The following is a 17,289-nucleotide window of genomic DNA, read 5'->3' on the forward strand; positions in this document are numbered from 1 at the left end:
AATGAGAAAAAAAGTGAGAAAAGCGGTTATACCCGCAGCGGGTTTAGGAACGAGATTTCTGCCGGCGACAAAGGCGCAGCCTAAAGAAATGCTCCCAATCGTCGACAAACCAGCAATCCAATATATTGTAGAAGAGGCCGCAGAGTCAGGAATTGAAGATATACTGATTATTACAGGGAGAAACAAACGCTCGATTGAAGATCATTTTGATCGGTCGGCGGAATTGGAATTCAATCTCCGGGAAAAAGGCAAGACGGAGACACTTAAGGAAATGCAGCAGATTGCCGATTTGGCCAACATTCATTACATCCGCCAGAAAGAACCGCTCGGATTAGGCCATGCGGTGCTGTGTGCGGAGCATTTTATCGGAGATGAGCCTTTTGCCGTTCTCTTAGGTGATGATATTATGGTGTCTGAAACACCGGCTCTTCGGCAATTAATGGATGTATATGACGTTTATGGCACAGAGGTTGTCGGTGTACAGTCAGTTCTCCCTGAGGATGTCAGCAAATATGGTATTATAAATACATCAGGGTCTCAAGGGCATGTATACGAAGTGAACGATTTAGTGGAAAAGCCTTCTCCTGAAGAAGCACCTTCGGAAATCGCAGTGATGGGACGTTATGTGCTGAATTCTTCGATCTTCTCCGTTTTGAAGACAATTGGCAGAGGCGCGGGCAACGAAATTCAGCTGACAGATGCGCTTCGTGAGGTTTGCCGTAAGGAGCCGATCCACGCCCGGCTGCTGGAAGGAAATCGATATGACATTGGCGATAAGCTAGGCTGTTTTAAAGCGAGCACCGAAATCGGCTTAATGCGTTCCGAAATGAGATCTCAGCTTTTGGCCTATTTAGAAGATGTGATCAAACGGGAAACGAAAGAAATGCTGCGGTAAAAAAATTGTAACCATCTTGCTCGTCAATCAGTCATATAATAGTGAAAAAGATTAGGACAGGTTGTGAAGAATGTGGGCAGTTTGATAAGCGAAATTTTAACATGGCTGACGAACATGGGATATGCGGGTATTGCGATTGGGTTAATGATTGAAATCATTCCGAGTGAGATTGTATTAGCTTATGGCGGCTATATGGTATCGGAAGGCACGATTGGATTTATTGGCGCAATTATTGCGGGTGTTATCGGGGGTACCATTGCCCAGATCTTTATTTACTGGATCGGTCGCTATGGCGGCAGGCCATTTCTGGACAAATACGGGAAGTATTTATTGATTAAAAAGCATCATATCGACATGTCGGAAAACTGGTTTCAGAAATACGGCGCCGGAGTTGTCTTCTCGGCTCGTTTTATACCGGTTGTCAGACATGCCATATCTATTCCGGCAGGTATTGCCAGAATGCCTTTTCTCAAATTTGTGGTACTGACTGTGCTTGCTATCATTCCATGGTCTATTCTGTTTGTTTATTTAGGCATACAGCTAGGAAGCCAGTGGGATGATGTTGAGAATATAGCAGGCACTTATACAACACCGATTATGATATTGGCTGTTGTCGTGATAGCCCTTTATTTTGTGATTAAGAAACGTACAGCCATATTTAAACGATAGCTAGCAGATATGCATAGGGGTGACTGACGCTCCCCTATGCATATTTTTTTACTTCCGATGTTGATTTGCCAGCTTCAGATTCTCCGCTAAAAATGCGACAAACACTTCATCCCGCACGAGCGATGCAGCATAATTTCTCTTAATAAACCATTCTGCCTCTTCAAACGCTGCGAATGTTTCGTCTTGGGTTTCTCCGTTAATTTGAATATTCCATTCGTTGTCTAAAGGGAAAAGAAAAAATCTCATTTGTGCGCGATTTTCATATAATGATCCATTCGCAGATCCCTTTAGATTATAGATGTTACGGAAGGCATCCGGCCGTACAGGATCAATACGGAAAGCTTCAGCTACAAACAACTCGTATACTTCATCGGTTATTGAACAGCCGGACGCTTTTGCATGCCCTCCGCCGCCATATCGGCCGGCGATTTCTGACACATCGATGTAATCATGAATGGTGCGGAGACTGACTCGTTTTGACCCCATGCTCAAAATCGCAATGTAATCGAGGTGCGGATTATCTTTCCCTAGCCTGTTCCCCAGCTCTGAATGGTACGATTCAGCGTGAACGATGCCTACACAGTGTTCGTGAACAAAGGTTTGTACCATTTCCCTTTTCTTTCTGCGGAGGTAGCGCTCGATTTTTTCGTCTTCTAAATCAAGCAGTTTTTCTTCAAAATCATCGAAGAAAAATTCGTCATGCGCGGAAAGGCGCTGGATCATTTTTGCTTCAAATTCATCGATTGACAGCAAAAAGAAAAGATCATTAAGCCGCTTCGCCTGTTTTTGATCGTACCGCTCCCACTCCCATGTATCGTATTGGCGGACGAGCTCTGTGAATTGATCTAAGACGTTTGTCTGTTTCATGAAGCCATTTTCAACTAGATAGCCATATAAAAGCGATGTCGCGGATGTGAGCCTTCCATCATCGTATTCCACCTGGACAAATCCCCATTCATGCTCATTCAAATGAAGGGCTGTTTTATGATGGTCAATGAGCTTCACTTTGCCCCCTGCATGAACATACTCATTCAATCTCTCTTCGTTTTCTTCATTGACGGCGAGATCGGTGATGAATAACGCGTCCTGTCTGTTGCTCTCCTTCGCTTTTTCTAAAAAGTACTGCACCTGTGCGTTTAAGCCGTTGACAGAGTTATACCGGACCTCTACGTCTTTTCCGAACGCAAATTTTGCTATGATTCCGCACCCTACTCCGTCCAAGTCGTTATGTGAATATAAATGATACATAATGTAGGCCCCTTTTTATGATAAACTGACAATTGCCGCTAGAGGTGCGGCAGCCTTTATTTACTATTCTAAAAAACCAAGCGTTTTATGCAATGGTAATTAGTTGACATAATGTTGTTATTGTAAATATATAAAGGAGCGCTTTTTTTGCGCTCCTAAGTTCTTTCTTTTACACCGGATAAACCGGATGCTTTCGATTGGTAAATGTCATTTCCTTTGTCATGTATGCCTTGAGCCGTTTGGCCAGCTCATCACGCAGCGAATTGGCTGGGATAACAGCATCAATGATCATTTCTGAAGCCAGACGGTAGATATTGATGTCCTCTTTGTATTCCTCCCGTTTGCTGCTGATAAATGCGGCTCTCTCTTCTTCTGGCAGCTCGGCGATTTTTTTAGCGTAGACAGCGTTTACAGCGGCCTCAGGGCCCATGACGGCGATTTGGGCGGTTGGGAGCGCTAGACAGCAATCCGGTTCAAATGCCGGCCCTGCCATTGCATACAACCCCGCCCCGTAAGCTTTTCGGACAATGACAGAGAGTTTTGGAACAGTTGCCTCCGACATCGCAGAAATCATTTTCGCTCCGTGTCTGATAATCCCAGCCTGTTCTACTTTTGTGCCAATCATAAAACCGGGGATATCGGCTAAGAACAGCAATGGGATATGAAAAGCGTCACATAAGGTAATGAACTTAGCCGCTTTGTCAGCTGAATCGTGGAATAAGACGCCTCCTTTTACCTTCGGCTGGTTTGCAACAATGCCGACAGGCTGTCCGTGGATTCGTGCGAGGCCCGTCAATAATTCCGGTGCAAATAAGGCTTTGATCTCAAAAAATGAGTCTTCATCTATGACCCGCTCAATCAGCTCATGCATATCAAAAGGTGCGTTTTGATTTTGCGGAATGACGTCGGCAAGCGGAGTGTCGAAGTGTTTTGGCGGGCGTTTCTTATGAATGGGCGCTTTTTCTTGAAAATTTGCCGGAAAGTAAGACAAATAAGCCCGCGCCAGCTGTATGGCTTCTTCTTCAGTTTCTGCAAGAATATCTCCGCAGCCGGAGATTGAGCAATGCATACGGGCGCCACCCATTTCTTCAAGAGACACTTTTTCGCCAATAACCATTTCCGCCATCCTTGGCGAGCCTAAATACATGGAGGCGTTACCGTCTACCATAACGACGATATCACAGAAGGCCGGAATATAAGCGCCACCTGCTGCAGATGGTCCGAAAAGCAGACAGATTTGCGGAATGCGTCCCGATAATTTGACTTGATTGTAAAAAATTCTTCCTGCACCGCGTCTCCCTGGAAAGACATTGATTTGGTCGGTAATTCGGGCGCCTGCCGAATCGACTAAATAAATGAGCGGACAGTTTAATTTTTCGGCGGTTTCTTGAATTCTGATGATTTTTTCAACTGTTTTTGCTCCCCATGACCCCGCTTTCACTGTTGAATCATTCGCCATGACGCAAACGGTATGGCCGCCGATTTTGCCGATAGCGGTTACAACTCCGTCAGCGGGGAGCCCGTCTGACATACATTCCGCAAAAAAAGCGTCTTCTAGCTCAATGTCATCGTCAAAGAGAAGGGAAAGCCGCTCTCTGACAAAGCGCTTGCCTTTTTCCCGATTGCTTTGATGATACTTTTCCGCTCCGCCTTTTCGAATCCGTTCAGCCCGTTCTGTTCGTTCCTTTTCATAATCCATGAGCATTGCCTCCCTTTTATATTCCCTTGTATACGGCCCGTCTTTTTTCTTGAAAGGCCTGAAGCCCTTCTCTCCTGTCTTTTGTCGGGATGGTTTGTTCATACGCTTTTTGTTCAATCGCAAGGCCTGTAGCGAGATCTGTCTCCAATCCTTTATTGATTGCAAATTTAGCCTGACGGACAGCGATCGGCCCGTTGGCAGAAATAGCTGCGGCCAGTTCCTCTGCTTTTGGCATAAGGTCACAAGGAGCCGTGACATGCTCTACAAGACCGATTTCTTTTGCTTCGTGTGCGGTCACGCGTCTGCCTGTATAAATGAATTCTTTTGCTTTTCCTCTGCCAATCAGCCGGGGCAGCCTTTGGGTCCCTCCAGCGCCCGGGATAATAGCTAACCCTGTTTCCGGAAGTCCCAGCACAGCTGATTCAGTTGCGATTCGAAGGTCGCATGCCAATGCCAATTCTAGTCCGCCGCCTAATGCGCTTCCATTTATCGCAGCTATGACCGGCTGCGGCAAGGCATCAAGTAAAGCCGCCGTTCTTTGAATGAGAGATACACTTTCCAGAACCTGATCTTCTTTCAGTTTTATCCGTTCCTTTAGGTCTGCCCCTGCACAAAACGCTTTTTCACCGGTGCCTGTGAGGATGACGCAGCGGATGTTTGAGTTGAATTCAATTTCCTGAAGAATCATTTGCAGGTTTCTAAGCATTTCCGCTGAAAGAGCATTTGCTGCCTGAGGCCTGTTTAAGGTGATCAACGCCATATGTTCATTTTTAACAGTAAAAAGAATAGAGTCTCCCATTGTATGCGTCCTCCCTTTTATCAAGATGATTTAAACACCTGTAAATTTCTGCTCGGCAGCAGTTTGCCCATCTTTTCTTCAATCCATTTTGCCGCAGATAGCAGTTTTTCGAGCTTTACATTTGTTTTGATATCCATCTGTTCAAGCATGTACACGATATCCTCAGTTGCGGCGTTTCCTGATGAACCTGGCGCATATGGGCATCCCCCAAGCCCGCCTGCCGAGCCGTCGAACACCGTGATGCCCATTTGGAGTGCTGTGACCATGTTGGCCAGAGCGGTTCCTCTCGTATCATGAAAATGCAGGGCAATTTGATTAGCCGGGAATCGTGCCAAAAGAGCTTCAAGTACAGTTTCCACTTGGGCGGGATTAGCCGCTCCAATCGTATCTCCAAGCGACAGTTCAGAAATCCCGAATTCAAATAGAGCTTCTGAAAGGCGAATGACTTGTTCAATGGGGACATCTTTTTCGTACGGACAGCCGAAAACAGTCGAGAGGTAGGCTCTTGTTGTGAGGTTTGCTTTTTTTGCGTCGTTGTTTACTTGTTTGAGTATATGAAGGGACTCAGAAGTGGATTTATTGATGTTTTTTCTGTTGTGCGTCTCGCTGGCGGACATAAAAACGCAAGCTTCGTTAATGCCTCCTTCAAGCGCATTCTCCAGTCCTCTTTGATTCGGGACAAGTGCCGCGTACGTTACCCCTTTTTCACGGTCGATGCCTTTTGCTACGTCGATAGCATCTCGAAGCGCCGGAATCCATTTCGGGTGAACGAAGGATGTGATTTCAATATACGAAAGCCCTGTCCGGGAAAGCTGGTTGATCCAGGTTATTTTATCCTCTGTTGCGATCCATACGGGCTCGTTTTGTAAGCCGTCACGCGGGCCGACTTCTTTGATTGTCACTTTTTTAGGATATGACATGGTCTTCCTCCAAATTATTGACTGGAATCGCTCAGTTCGAGCAGTACGTCTCCTTCATTTACAAAGTCGCCTTCATTTTTTTTGACTTCTTTTACGATTCCGCTTCTATCTGCAACGATCGGGATTTCCATTTTCATCGATTCCAAAATGGCTACCTCCTGGCCCTTTTCGATTTGGTCGCCGGCTTTGACGTGGACTTTCCACAGGTTTCCTGCCATTTGTATGCTAACCGTCATGACAACTGCCTCCTTTATAGGTGTTGTTTCAAAAAGTCAGTCGTGACATCCCCTTCTTTAAATGCCTTTGTTGCCGCAGCCTGTATGAGAAGCGGAAGATTTGTTTTGATTCCCTCTACACGATAGTCGCGAAGCGCTGTCTCTAGTTTTTCAATTGCTTCTGTTCTGGTTTGGCCTTTGACAATCATCTTAGCGATCATCGGGTCATAAAAAGGGGTAACGGTGCTGTCTTTTGCTACCGCACATTCGTGTCTGACTCCTTTTTGGTCAGGAAGTGAAAACGCAGTGATCGTACCTGGTGACGGGAAGAAGGTCTTGGGATCTTCCGCGTATATTCGAACCTCTATCGCATGCCCGTTCCGTTTGATGTCTTTTTGGGAGAATGTGAGTGTATGGCCCGCAGCAATCCGCAGCTGCTGCTCAACTAAGTCCAGGCCTGTTATTTCTTCAGTCACGGGGTGTTCAACTTGCAGTCTCGTATTCATTTCGAGGAAATAAAAATTTTGCTTCTGGTCAACTATAAATTCGATGGTGCCTGCGTTCGTATAGCCGATTGCCTTCGCTGCTTTTACCGCTGTTTGCCCGATCTTCATTCTTAGTTCATCGTCTACAAATGGAGACGGTGCCTCTTCAATGACTTTTTGGTGGCGCCTCTGAACAGAGCAATCACGTTCAAACAGATGTACTGTATGGCCGTGTTGATCGGCCAAAAGCTGAACCTCGATGTGGCGCGCATGTTCAATAACTTTTTCTATATACATCGACCCGTCACCGAAAAAATCTGCTGCGCGTTTTTTGTTTCCCTCGTACGCTTTTTTTAATGCTTCTTCATTTTCAACACGCTGCATTCCGATGCCCCCTCCGCCCGCTGAAGCTTTCAGCATGACAGGATAGCCGATTTGACCTGCGGTGCGGCAGGCTGCCTCTATATCTCCGAGGGATTCAGAAACGCCCGGCACCACAGGGACACCAGCAGCCTCCATTGCTTTTCGCGCTTCAATTTTGCTGCCCATCTTTGCGATGATATCAGGGGAAGGTCCGATAAACACGATGTTTTCTTGCTTGCAGCGTTCAGCGAACCGGCTGTTTTCTGATAACAATCCATATCCCGGGTGGATCGCGTCGGCTTTTGCTTTTTTCGCCGTCTTTATGATTCTCTCTATATTTAAATAACTTTCACTGACTCTCGATTCCCCGATCAAATATGCCTCTGTAGCGGCTTTTGTATGGGGCGCGTCCTTGTCTGCTTCTGAATAAACAGCGACCGTTTTAATGCCGAGACGGCTGCATGTTCGGATAATTCTCATTGCAATTTCTCCGCGGTTGGCGATCAGTACTTTTGTAAACATGATTTCACCTCATTGACTTGATGATAGGTTGAACATTTCAATCGTTTTTTCTCGCAGTTTATATTTTTGAATTTTGCCTGAGGCCGTCATCGGATAGTCATCCGTAAAAATAACATAACGCGGAATTTTGTGGCGGGCGATTTTCCCTTTGCAATAGGCTTTAAGCTCATCAGGTGAAACGCTTTTCCCGTCTTTCAGTTTAATCCAGGCTGCAGCTTCCTCCCCGAATTTGGCGTCAGGCACACCAACGACCTGTACATCTAAAATAGCGGGATGCCGGTATAAAAATTCTTCAATTTCCCGCGGATAAATGTTCTCGCCGCCTCTGATGAGCATATCTTTTAATCTTCCAGTGATGCGGCAGTACCCGTCTTCATCCATGACAGCAAGATCTCCTGTAAACAGCCATCCGTCATGATTGATTGCTTTTCTGGTCGCTTCTTTGTCTTTATAATAGCCTTTCATGACGTGATAGCCACGGGTGCACAGTTCTCCCTGCATGCCTCTTTGAACTTCTTGACATGTCCCGGGTTCTACAATTTTCACCTCAGTATGTGGCAGGGCACGGCCGGTTGTTTCGACTCTTCTTATGAAGGAATCATTTGCTCTCGTTTGTGTAATGACTGGCGAGGCTTCGGTTTGTCCATAGGCGATCGTAATGTCTTTCATGCCCATCCTTTCAATCACAGCTTTCATCACTTCACTTGGACAGGGAGAGCCGGCCATGATTCCTGTTCGGAGCGTCGATAGATCATATGCATCAAAATCCGGATGATGCAGCTCGGCGATAAACATGGTAGGCACACCATGGAGCGCTGTGCATTTCTCTTTTTCTACCGTTTTAAGGACGGTAACGGGATCAAATTCTTGCACGGGTATCATGGCTGCCCCGACGGATACACATGCCAAAACCCCAAGGACGCATCCAAAGCAGTGAAAAAACGGAACAGGGATGCACATGCGGTCTTGAGAGGTTAAAGCCATACATTCAGCGATATTAGCAGCGTTATTGATGACATTGAAATGGGTCAGCATCACGCCTTTTGGAAACCCTGTCGTTCCTGATGTGTATTGCATATTAATCACATTGTCTTTATCCAGGCTGTTCATTCTCTCTTCAAGCTCAGCATCTGTCACTGTTTTCGCCAATATCTCTGTATCGTCCCAATGATACATGCCAGACAATCGTTTATTGCCAATATAGATCAGCGTTTTTAAAAAGGGATAGCGTTCAGATTTCAGTTGGCCGGGCTTTGCTTCTTGCAGTTCTGGAATTAAACTGTTCACGATGTCTGGATAAGAAGTGCCCCTGTATGAATCCATGATAATAAGCGCCGCGGCATCCGATTGCTTTAACAAGTAATCAAGCTCGTGTGCTTGATAATTGGTATTGACGGTCACGAGCACGGCTCCGATCTTCGCAGTTGCGAACTGGACGGCAAGCCATTCAGAGATATTAGAAGCCCATATGGCGACGTGGTCTCCTTTTCCAATCCCCATCCGCATGAGACCTTTAGCGGTTTGACGGCACAGACTGTCAAATTGAGCGTACGTATAGCGGATATTTCGGTCTGGATACACAACAGCATCTCGATCGGGATACGCATCAGCTGTTTGTTCCAGCAGCCTGCCGATTGTGGAATGGATGAGTTCAGCCATTCATTGTTCCTCCTTTCTTAATGATAGGAAAGCGTTTACATTTTTATTTTAAAAGCTGTCTGGCGATCACGAGACGCTGAATTTCAGATGTGCCTTCACCGATTTCCATTAATTTTGCGTCCCGCAGCATCCGTTCCACCCCATACTCTTTCATATAGCCTGAACCTCCATGGATTTGAATGGCTTGATTGCAAGCTCTTGTCGCCATTTCAGATGCGAATAGCTTGGCGTACGCCGCTTCTTTGGTGAACGGGCGGTTATGGTCTTTCAGCCAGGCGGCTTTTAACACCATTTGCCGTGCCAGATCAATTTCCATCGCCATGTCAGCAAGCTTAAATTGAATCGCTTGAAAGGAAGAAATCGGCTGTCCAAACTGCTTTCGTTCTTTCGCATATGCCAATGATGCGTCAAGGGCCGCTCGGGCAATGCCGACTGCAAGAGCAGCGATGGAGATTCGCCCTCCGTCCAGCGTATATAGAAACTGTTTAAACCCTTTTGTTGGATCGCCAAGTAAGTTGGCCGCAGGCACTCTTACATCCTCAAGCAAAATTTCCGCTGTATTCGATCCGCGGACGCCCATTTTATCGTACGGGCTCGTAATCGTAAGTCCTGGTGTGTCAGTTGGCACGATTAATGCGGAGATGATGTTTTTTCCGTCTTTGTTTTTGCCTGTTACGGCGGTTACAATAACTGTGCGTGCGTAGCTTGCATTAGTGATCCAGCACTTTTCGCCGTTGATTACATACTCGTCACCATTTGAAATCGCTTTTGTTTGAGTGCCTCCTGCATCTGAGCCGGCATTTGGCTCCGTCAGGCCGAATGATCCGAGTGCTGTGCCTGAAGCCAGCGGCGTCAAATGCGTCTGTTTTTGCTCTTCTGTTCCGAAGTAGTAAAGAGGGCTTGCACCTAGCGAGACCGCTGCAGCATAGCTTAATCCAGTACTGCCGCAGGCTTTGCCGACTTCTTCAACCGCTAAGGCATATGAAATCGTATCACCGCCAGATCCGCCGTATTCTTCTGAAAATGGAATACCCATCAGACCGAGTTCACCCATTTTTTCAAATGTTTGTATCGGGAACTCGCCTGTTTGATCTACATGTTCAGCGTGAGGAGCAATTTCTTTTTTCGCAAAATCTTTTACCATTTCACGCACCATTTGTTGTTCTTTTGTCAGCTCAAAATTCACATCGTTTCCTCCTTCACATCTTTGTAACATCCTATTAGGCGAGTTCTATAATCATTCCCTGACAAGAAAAGTCTGAAAATTAAAACTGGATCATTTTTTATGTGATAATTTCAGCGGAATGAGCAAATACATGCAGTAAGCGCATACCATCCATATCGCAAACGCAAAAACTTGGCCCTTTGATAAAGCCGGGAAGATGAGGGGAGATTCCAAAGGGAAATCGTATCAATCAATAAACCGACCGCTGATCCCCATATACCTAGCTTGATCACCGCGAACTGTGATTGATCGAGTTTTTGATAGAGAAAGAACACAAGGCATAAAACAAGAGCGGTGCCCGCTTCCAAGAGAAGAAAGTTCGTCAAAAAGGCTTCTTCAGCCGGATCAGTCAACACAGCATCTTCGAACAGCACAAAAAATAATGTGGCACCTAACCAGACGAGAAATGAAAACGTAAAACACGTCCTGTACGTGTTTCTCTTCGATTTTACTTAGTACTAGTTTCTCAGATTCCAATAATGGAAAATGTCCAAACACCGCCTACAGCGGCTTACTATCGTTTCCTGTCTCCAAAATCACTTTTTTAAAAAAGACGACTTAGAAAGCCGTCCTTCTCATTTCTTATTTTGTTGTTCGTTTGGAAGCCTTGCTTTCGTTATGAAGCCGGTCTGCTGAAGTGACATAATACGTATATTTCTTGTTAGGATCTGCCGTGTTATCTAAGAAGGTTTGCTGCTCATGTGTTTTTCTTTGCGTTGCCAGCAATGTTCTCTGCTTTTTCCCTTCGGCTCTGTATATCGCATAATAGGCTGTTTCTTTCGTTTTTTGATTTGATGGGTGATCTTTAATATGCAGAAGATTGCCGTTTTTGTCTTCGGTGACTTTCGTAAGCTTCGGTTTTTTTGGGGCGGTACTGTCCAGCCAAGGCATTTGCGGAACCAGTGCAGGCTTGCTGTAAAGATCAGTGCTGAGCCTTTCTTTGATGCCAAGCGGATTTTTGTTGAGGTCCTTGAGGCTGAAATGCATGCTTCCTTTCACCAGTTCAAGCTGGCGGTTCAAAGTGATTTGCCGCACATATTCCTCAGGGTCGGACCAAGGCGGATCAAAATTGTTATTGATTTTATATGCTGCCTGGCCAATATATAAGTGAACAGGCCTATTTTTGACTTCATTGCTCCACCAATCAGCCAGCACGTCGTAAGCCGCTGCGTTAAAGCCGATACTCCAATAAATTTGCGGAGCAATATAATCGATGTCGCCTTCTTGGATCCAATGTCTTGTGTCTGCATATAGATCGTCATAATTTCTGACGCCTGCTTTTGTATTCGATCCGGTCGGGTCATCTGCTGCGTTTCTCCATACTCCAAAGGGACTGATGCCGAATTTGACATACGGTTTTGCAGCTTTAATTGTTTGGTTGATTTGTTTGACAAGCTGGTTCACATTGTCCCGCCGCCAGTCATCGATATTAGAAAAAGCGTCTTTTCCGTATTGTTCGTACTGTGCTTGATCAGGAAATTCCTGTGCTGCTATTTTATAAGGGTAAAAATAATCATCCATATGAACAGCATCGATATCATAATGTTTTACGACTTCTTCAATGCCTTTGACGATAAAATCTCTCGCTTCTGGAATGCCTGGGTGATAATACAGCTGTTTTCCGTAGGCGGCAACCCAATCTGGATGTTTTCTTGCCGGGTGATCCTCAGACAATTTATTAAGATCTGTATGATTCATTGTAATACGGTAAGGATTAAACCACGCGTGAAATTCCAAATTTCGTTTATGGGTTTCTTCAATCATAAATGCAAGAGGATCATAGCCCGGGTCCTTCCCTTGGACACCGGTTAAGTATTCCGACCAAGGTCCGTAAGCTGACGGATAAAAGGCATCAGCCGTCGGTTTAATCTGAACGATAACGGCATTCATTCCCATTTTTTGCACATCGTCCAGCAGTTTGATATACTCCTGTTTTTGCTCTTTCACAGATAACCCTTTTTTGGACGGCCAATCAATATTTAATACGGAAGCAATCCATACGGCTCTCAGCTCCCTGTCAGACTGCGCATTGGCCATAAACGGAACGGAAATGACAAACGTTCCGATGATCAAGCTGACAAGGAAACGGACAATCGACTTTTGGCAAACCTTCATTCTGTTTCTTCTCCCCCATTACATCACTTTCACTATTCGCTATTACGGTATTCCCGGGCTTTAAAAGGGTGATTAACAGAATGTCTATCTCACTAAATAAACGAAAAAAGTCCTAAAGCATGTTGTGAACCGCTTTTAGGACTTTTTATCATTCATCATGGTTTGCAGACTTTTTAACACATCAATAAGTTTTACGCCGACACCGACAGCCGTTTCAAGGATCGCTTGTGCTCCGGCAATGGCTAAAATAAAGATCAGCGGTATTGCAATACGAGGCAAAAAAAGATAGCCAAGTCCGATCAAGATGGCACACCAAACACCGGCACACCAGTAGCAATTGAGCATGTATCCAAAGTTAGAAGCCGGCACGCTTTTTTCATCTACATGCCCGTTTTGATCAACAATCCTTTTCTTTTTCATAAAAGGTTTTCGGATAAATTCTGTGATTTTGTCGAATACAATCAAATGTGTCAGCCTGTAACTGGCTAGAATCAGCATGATAAACGTAAGAAAAGATAAATGCTCCATGACAAGCCTCCAAGAAAAAGGATGATGTTATCATTCCCTAGTGTCATCGATCCATTCTTTGATACAAAAAGAAGCGGACAGAGAATGCCTCTGTCCGCGAATCCGCTCTATTGTTTGTGCGGGATTGCTTTATTTGAAGTGATCTTTTCTAAAATGTCGAGGATGATGTCAGCATTCTTTTCAGCATATGTTCCTTCCAGCATGTCTTTATGAGCGCCAAAACCCGTGTACTCACTATAGTTTCCGCAGGCGCCTTCCCATTTCGTTAAGCCTGTATTCTTGCTGGTTTCGGGATGGATTCCAGCTTCGATGAAATGAATGCTTGCTTTGATGTGCCCTTCATTCAGCAATTGTGCCCAATATTCCTGATAGTTTCTTTTTTTCTTCATCACCTTTTCTCTGACTGCTTCAGGCAGATATGCTGCAGATTCGTCATTACCGGTATCGATAGGCAAAGGCTGTTCTTTTAGATAAGCGTCCACGATAATGAAGTCGCTGACTTCTAATCCTTTGCGCTCCATAGCCTGTGCCACTTCAAAAGCCAGGTTTCCGCCTGCAGAGTAGCCTAATAAAACGTATGGGCCCTCAGGCTGTATGTCCGTCATGCAATTAACATATTGTTCAATGCGGGTGTCTTGTTCAATAAAGTGAAACCCGTATACGGCTGCCTTCTCATTCAGCAATAAAGCAAGGTCTTTGAAATAAATGCCAAATCCCGATATCGGCGGGAAGCAGAAAAGATTTTGCGCGCCGTGCTGGTTCAGTTTGATCACATGCTGTTCATCTGCCGCTCTCAGCTGTTTAGAATAAAGTTTTTCGGCAAGCTGAGCGATTGTCGGATGTTCGAACAAGAAATCAATCGGTATATCAATGTTCTGCTGATGTTTTAGTGTATGTATGACTTGCAGTGCTTTTAGTGAATGTCCGCCAATAGCAAAGAAGTCATCATCAATACTGATTGTGTTAACACCGAGGACTTGCTTCCAAATGTTCGCCAATTCTTCTTCAACCAAGTTTCTTGGCAATATGATGTTCTGTCGTTTGGCAGGCTTATTTTCTGGAATAGGCAGCGCGCTGCGGTCTATTTTTCCGTTTCCGGTAAGCGGCATCCGCTCCACACGCACCCAGTGCTGCGGGATCATATAGTCTGGAAGCACACGCGCCAAATCGGCGCGAAAATCCGTATCTGTTTTTTTGTGATCACCGACGTAATGAGTGTACAGCTGCGCCTCTCCATCTTTTTCTCTCAATGTCACTGCTGCTTCTTGAACGCCTTCCATTTCTAACAGGCGCGCTTCTATTTCGGCAGGCTCAATTCGTTTTCCGCGGATTTTCATTTGCCTGTCAATTCTGCTGATGTATTCTAAGTTTCCATCAGGCAGCCAGCGCGCCAAATCACCGGTACGGTATATTCTTTCTCCAGGCAAGAAAGGATGAGGAGAAAACACAGCATTTGTCAGATCTACTCTGTTCAAATAGCCTTTAGCGACTCCATCACCGCCAACACAAAGCTCGCCGGGAACGCCTATTGGCAAAAGACGTCCTTTTGTATCTAAGATGTAAGCGGTGCTATTACTGATTGGTTTTCCAATCGGAATCGGCCCCGCATAGTCTCTCTTCATTTCAAAAAAGGTTGAAAAAGTCGTGTTTTCCGTTGGCCCGTAAATATTATGAAGCGCGAGATCTGGACAGGCGTGTCTGACGGCATTCATCAGGGCAGGAGAGAGTGCTTCTCCTCCGACATATAACGTATGGAGTCCGCGAAACATGTCAGCTCGTACCTGTGCCAGCTGATTAAAAAGAGCTGTCGTTAAAAATAGCACTGTAATGTCATTTTCAAGCAAATACGCTCCAAACCGATCAGGTGTCAGCATTGTCGATTTATCAATGATATGAAGGCTTGCGCCATTTAAAAGTGCCCCGAACATTTCAAAGGTGACGGCGTCAAAGCTGATAGATCCAGTCATAATAAACCGGTCATCACCGGACGCAGACGTGTAATTGCTGTTTCTGACAAGGGACACGACATTGCGATTCGTGATCATGACCCCTTTCGGCCGGCCTGTTGATCCTGAGGTATACATGATGTACGCAAGATCATCCGGGCTGGAGCTGATATTAATAGGGATATCGTTCTCTTCCATCAATCCCTGCGCATCTGAAATGATACATGTTCCTGAGAACGCAGCGTTTTGCTCCAATCCCTTTTGAACAATCAGCATTTTTGCCTGCGTTTCCTCAAGCATAAAGCTGACTCGTTCAGGCGGAAGCTCCGCATCAAGCGGGAGGTATGCTCCCCCTGCTTTTAATACGGCAAGCACACTGATCATGAATTCGGGAGAATGTGCAGCCAATATTCCGGCTGTCTCGTTTTTCCGAAATCCCTTTTGAATTAACTCTCTGGCGAGCGCATTAGAGCGTTTATCAAGCTCTTTATACGAAATAGACATATTGCCATACACAAGTGCGGTATGGTCTGGCGTCTTTTCTGCTTGTTCGCGAAATAAATCAATAATTGTATGATTCTTTGGATACTCCGTTTTTGTATTGTTGAACTGTGTGACAATCTGCTCTTTTTCTGTTGCATCAAGAAAAGAAAAATCAGCAATTGGCATATGAGGGTGCTGTGCAGCTGTGCTAAGCGCTTGCGTAAATTGCCTCTTGATACAGCTGATCCAGGCAGCATCGTAAACGAATGCATTATAGCTGAACTTGATGACAAGCTCTTCGCCGGGAGCAACGACAAGATTAAAGTTATATCCTGATTGCTCGGATACTTGAACTTGATCGATTTGCAGCGGTGAATCGGTTTGATCAGCGGAATCGGCGATTTTCTGCTGTAACGGATAGTTTTCAAAGACGATAATGTGATCAATCAGTTCCTGTTTTAATGCGGTGTTTGCCTGAATATCAAATAAAGGCTGGCAGGTAAACGGCTCAGCTTCCAGCATTTCTTTCTGGCAGCGTATGAGCAGCTCGTGAAACGTTTCGTCTTGGTGTGTTTTAATTCGAATCGGTATGGTATTGATAAACAACCCTATCATTTGCTCCACGCCTGGGATTTCTGACGGTCTTCCTGATACAACTGCGCCAAACACAACGTCGTCTGTGCGGTTATATTGCTGCAGCATCACACCCCAGACTGCCTGAATAAGGGTAGCGAGCGTGACGCCGTGTTGTTTGGCAGTCTCTTTCAGCTTGTCTGTCAGTGGTTTATTTAATGAAAATATCAAATCTTCACGGTGATAACCTTCTTTTGTTTCTTTATCAGACACACGAGGCAGAGGTGATGGAGTGCCGTAGTTTTTTAAATAGGTATCCCAGTAGGCCGCTGCTTTTTCTTTGTCTCGGTTTGTCAGCCAGGAAATATAGGTGCTGTACGGACGGACAGGGTCTAATGAAAGCGGTTTTCCTGCATGAATCGATTGATAAATTTGCATAAATTCCTGCATAACGATACCTAGGCACCATCCGTCCATTAAAATATGATGGTGACTCCAGATACAGACATGCTCATCTTTAGCTGTCTTGAATAGAGAAATCCGCATCAGCATGTCTTTTTGCAGATCAAAGCCTTTTTGCTTGTCCTTCTCCTTAAAGCGTTCAATATACTCATTCTGGTCGTTTGTTGGCAGATGAGAAATGTCTTCGCTGTACAAATGGAATTCACGTTCTGTCATCACGACTTGCCGAGGTCCCGACAAATGCGGGACGTGCGGCAAAAACACGGTTCTGAAAATATCATGGCGGTCGATAATGGCTTGAATGCTGCGCTGAAACCATTTATAGCTGAGGCTTCCTTTAATGGTGAAGAGCGACTGCTCAACGTATGCCCCCTCCTCTTTACGGAGGAAGGAATGAAAGAGCATTCCCTCCTGCATGTGACTCAGAGGATAAATGTTCTTGATTTTTTTAATGGTATCCATAGTGTCTGCACCTTTCTTCAC

At 45.2% G+C, this 17,289-nt stretch carries 14 protein-coding genes and 1 pseudogene; 2 read left to right on the plus strand and 13 right to left on the minus strand.

Annotated features, from left to right (window positions below; genetic code table 11):
* Position 1 precedes the first annotated feature (1 nt).
* A complete protein-coding gene (gene galU, locus bslm_RS09490) occupies positions 2-895 on the plus strand; it encodes a UTP--glucose-1-phosphate uridylyltransferase GalU (RefSeq protein ID WP_014479952.1) in 894 nt (297 codons plus the stop codon).
* Between the two features lie 72 nt (positions 896-967).
* Positions 968-1,564, plus strand: a complete 597-nt coding sequence (locus tag bslm_RS09495) for an undecaprenyl phosphate transporter UptA (RefSeq protein ID WP_003231529.1) — start codon at positions 968-970, stop codon at positions 1,562-1,564.
* 48 nt (positions 1,565-1,612) lie between these two features.
* Here the strand turns inward: bslm_RS09495 and nrnB are convergent, their stop codons facing one another.
* The 13 genes and pseudogenes from nrnB to ppsE all read right to left on the minus strand — a co-directional run bounded on the left by nrnB (position 1,613) and on the right by ppsE (position 17,289).
* Entirely contained in the window at positions 1,613-2,812 is a 1,200-nt protein-coding gene (nrnB, locus tag bslm_RS09500) for an oligoribonuclease NrnB (RefSeq protein ID WP_046381059.1), read from the minus strand.
* Between the two features lie 169 nt (positions 2,813-2,981).
* On the minus strand, positions 2,982-4,517 hold the full coding sequence (locus bslm_RS09505; RefSeq protein WP_080481021.1) for an acyl-CoA carboxylase subunit beta: 1,536 nt from the start codon (positions 4,515-4,517) through the stop codon (positions 2,982-2,984).
* 10 nt (positions 4,518-4,527) lie between these two features.
* A complete protein-coding gene (locus bslm_RS09510; protein WP_046381061.1) occupies positions 4,528-5,310 on the minus strand; it encodes an enoyl-CoA hydratase in 783 nt (260 codons plus the stop codon).
* 20 nt (positions 5,311-5,330) lie between these two features.
* Complete coding sequence (gene ldeG, locus bslm_RS09515; protein ID WP_046381062.1) at positions 5,331-6,230, minus strand: hydroxymethylglutaryl-CoA lyase; 900 nt, start codon at positions 6,228-6,230, stop codon at positions 5,331-5,333.
* Positions 6,231-6,244: 14 nt separating this feature from the next.
* Positions 6,245-6,466, minus strand: coding sequence for an acetyl-CoA carboxylase biotin carboxyl carrier protein subunit (locus bslm_RS09520; protein WP_046381063.1), 222 nt, complete (start codon positions 6,464-6,466; stop codon positions 6,245-6,247).
* Positions 6,467-6,480: 14 nt separating this feature from the next.
* Complete coding sequence (locus bslm_RS09525) at positions 6,481-7,815, minus strand: acetyl-CoA carboxylase biotin carboxylase subunit (protein ID WP_046381064.1); 1,335 nt, start codon at positions 7,813-7,815, stop codon at positions 6,481-6,483.
* 9 nt (positions 7,816-7,824) lie between these two features.
* Entirely contained in the window at positions 7,825-9,474 is a 1,650-nt protein-coding gene (locus bslm_RS09530) for an AMP-binding protein (RefSeq protein ID WP_046381065.1), read from the minus strand.
* A gap of 43 nt (positions 9,475-9,517) precedes the next feature.
* A complete protein-coding gene (locus bslm_RS09535; RefSeq protein ID WP_046381066.1) occupies positions 9,518-10,660 on the minus strand; it encodes an acyl-CoA dehydrogenase family protein in 1,143 nt (380 codons plus the stop codon).
* 90 nt (positions 10,661-10,750) lie between these two features.
* A pseudogene (locus bslm_RS09540) lies at positions 10,751-11,055 on the minus strand (DUF5367 family protein).
* Positions 11,045-11,197, minus strand: coding sequence for a hypothetical protein (locus tag bslm_RS20680; RefSeq protein ID WP_128484044.1), 153 nt, complete (start codon positions 11,195-11,197; stop codon positions 11,045-11,047). The pseudogene bslm_RS09540 and the gene bslm_RS20680 overlap by 11 nt, the downstream one beginning before the upstream one ends.
* Positions 11,198-11,281: 84 nt before the next feature.
* The gene (locus tag bslm_RS09545; protein WP_046381067.1) at positions 11,282-12,814 is read right to left on the minus strand and encodes a glycoside hydrolase family 10-like protein; all 1,533 of its coding nucleotides are present in this window, start codon (positions 12,812-12,814) and stop codon (positions 11,282-11,284) included.
* 135 nt (positions 12,815-12,949) lie between these two features.
* On the minus strand, positions 12,950-13,342 hold the full coding sequence (locus tag bslm_RS09550; RefSeq protein WP_015251983.1) for a DUF1360 domain-containing protein: 393 nt from the start codon (positions 13,340-13,342) through the stop codon (positions 12,950-12,952).
* A 107-nt stretch (positions 13,343-13,449) separates the two neighbouring features.
* The gene (gene ppsE / locus bslm_RS09555; protein ID WP_082098079.1) at positions 13,450-17,289 is read right to left on the minus strand and encodes a plipastatin non-ribosomal peptide synthetase PpsE; all 3,840 of its coding nucleotides are present in this window, start codon (positions 17,287-17,289) and stop codon (positions 13,450-13,452) included.

Origin of the sequence: Bacillus sp. LM 4-2 (assembly GCF_000978495.1) — a bacterium.
GTDB lineage: Bacteria > Bacillota > Bacilli > Bacillales > Bacillaceae > Bacillus > Bacillus subtilis.

What these genes read in the sequence shown, in the direction of transcription:
- galU (WP_014479952.1), top strand. Translation starts at nt 2, where the DNA reads ATGAGAAAAAAAGTGAGAAAAGCGGTTATACCCGCAGCGGGTTTAGGA.
- nrnB (WP_046381059.1), bottom strand. Translation starts at nt 2,812, where the DNA reads ATGTATCATTTATATTCACATAACGACTTGGACGGAGTAGGGTGCGGA.
- bslm_RS09505 (WP_080481021.1), bottom strand. Translation starts at nt 4,517, where the DNA reads ATGCTCATGGATTATGAAAAGGAACGAACAGAACGGGCTGAACGGATT.
- bslm_RS09510 (WP_046381061.1), bottom strand. Translation starts at nt 5,310, where the DNA reads ATGGGAGACTCTATTCTTTTTACTGTTAAAAATGAACATATGGCGTTG.
- ldeG (WP_046381062.1), bottom strand. Translation starts at nt 6,230, where the DNA reads ATGTCATATCCTAAAAAAGTGACAATCAAAGAAGTCGGCCCGCGTGAC.
- bslm_RS09520 (WP_046381063.1), bottom strand. Translation starts at nt 6,466, where the DNA reads ATGACGGTTAGCATACAAATGGCAGGAAACCTGTGGAAAGTCCACGTC.
- bslm_RS09525 (WP_046381064.1), bottom strand. Translation starts at nt 7,815, where the DNA reads ATGTTTACAAAAGTACTGATCGCCAACCGCGGAGAAATTGCAATGAGA.
- bslm_RS09530 (WP_046381065.1), bottom strand. Translation starts at nt 9,474, where the DNA reads ATGGCTGAACTCATCCATTCCACAATCGGCAGGCTGCTGGAACAAACA.
- bslm_RS09545 (WP_046381067.1), bottom strand. Translation starts at nt 12,814, where the DNA reads ATGAAGGTTTGCCAAAAGTCGATTGTCCGTTTCCTTGTCAGCTTGATC.
- bslm_RS09550 (WP_015251983.1), bottom strand. Translation starts at nt 13,342, where the DNA reads ATGGAGCATTTATCTTTTCTTACGTTTATCATGCTGATTCTAGCCAGT.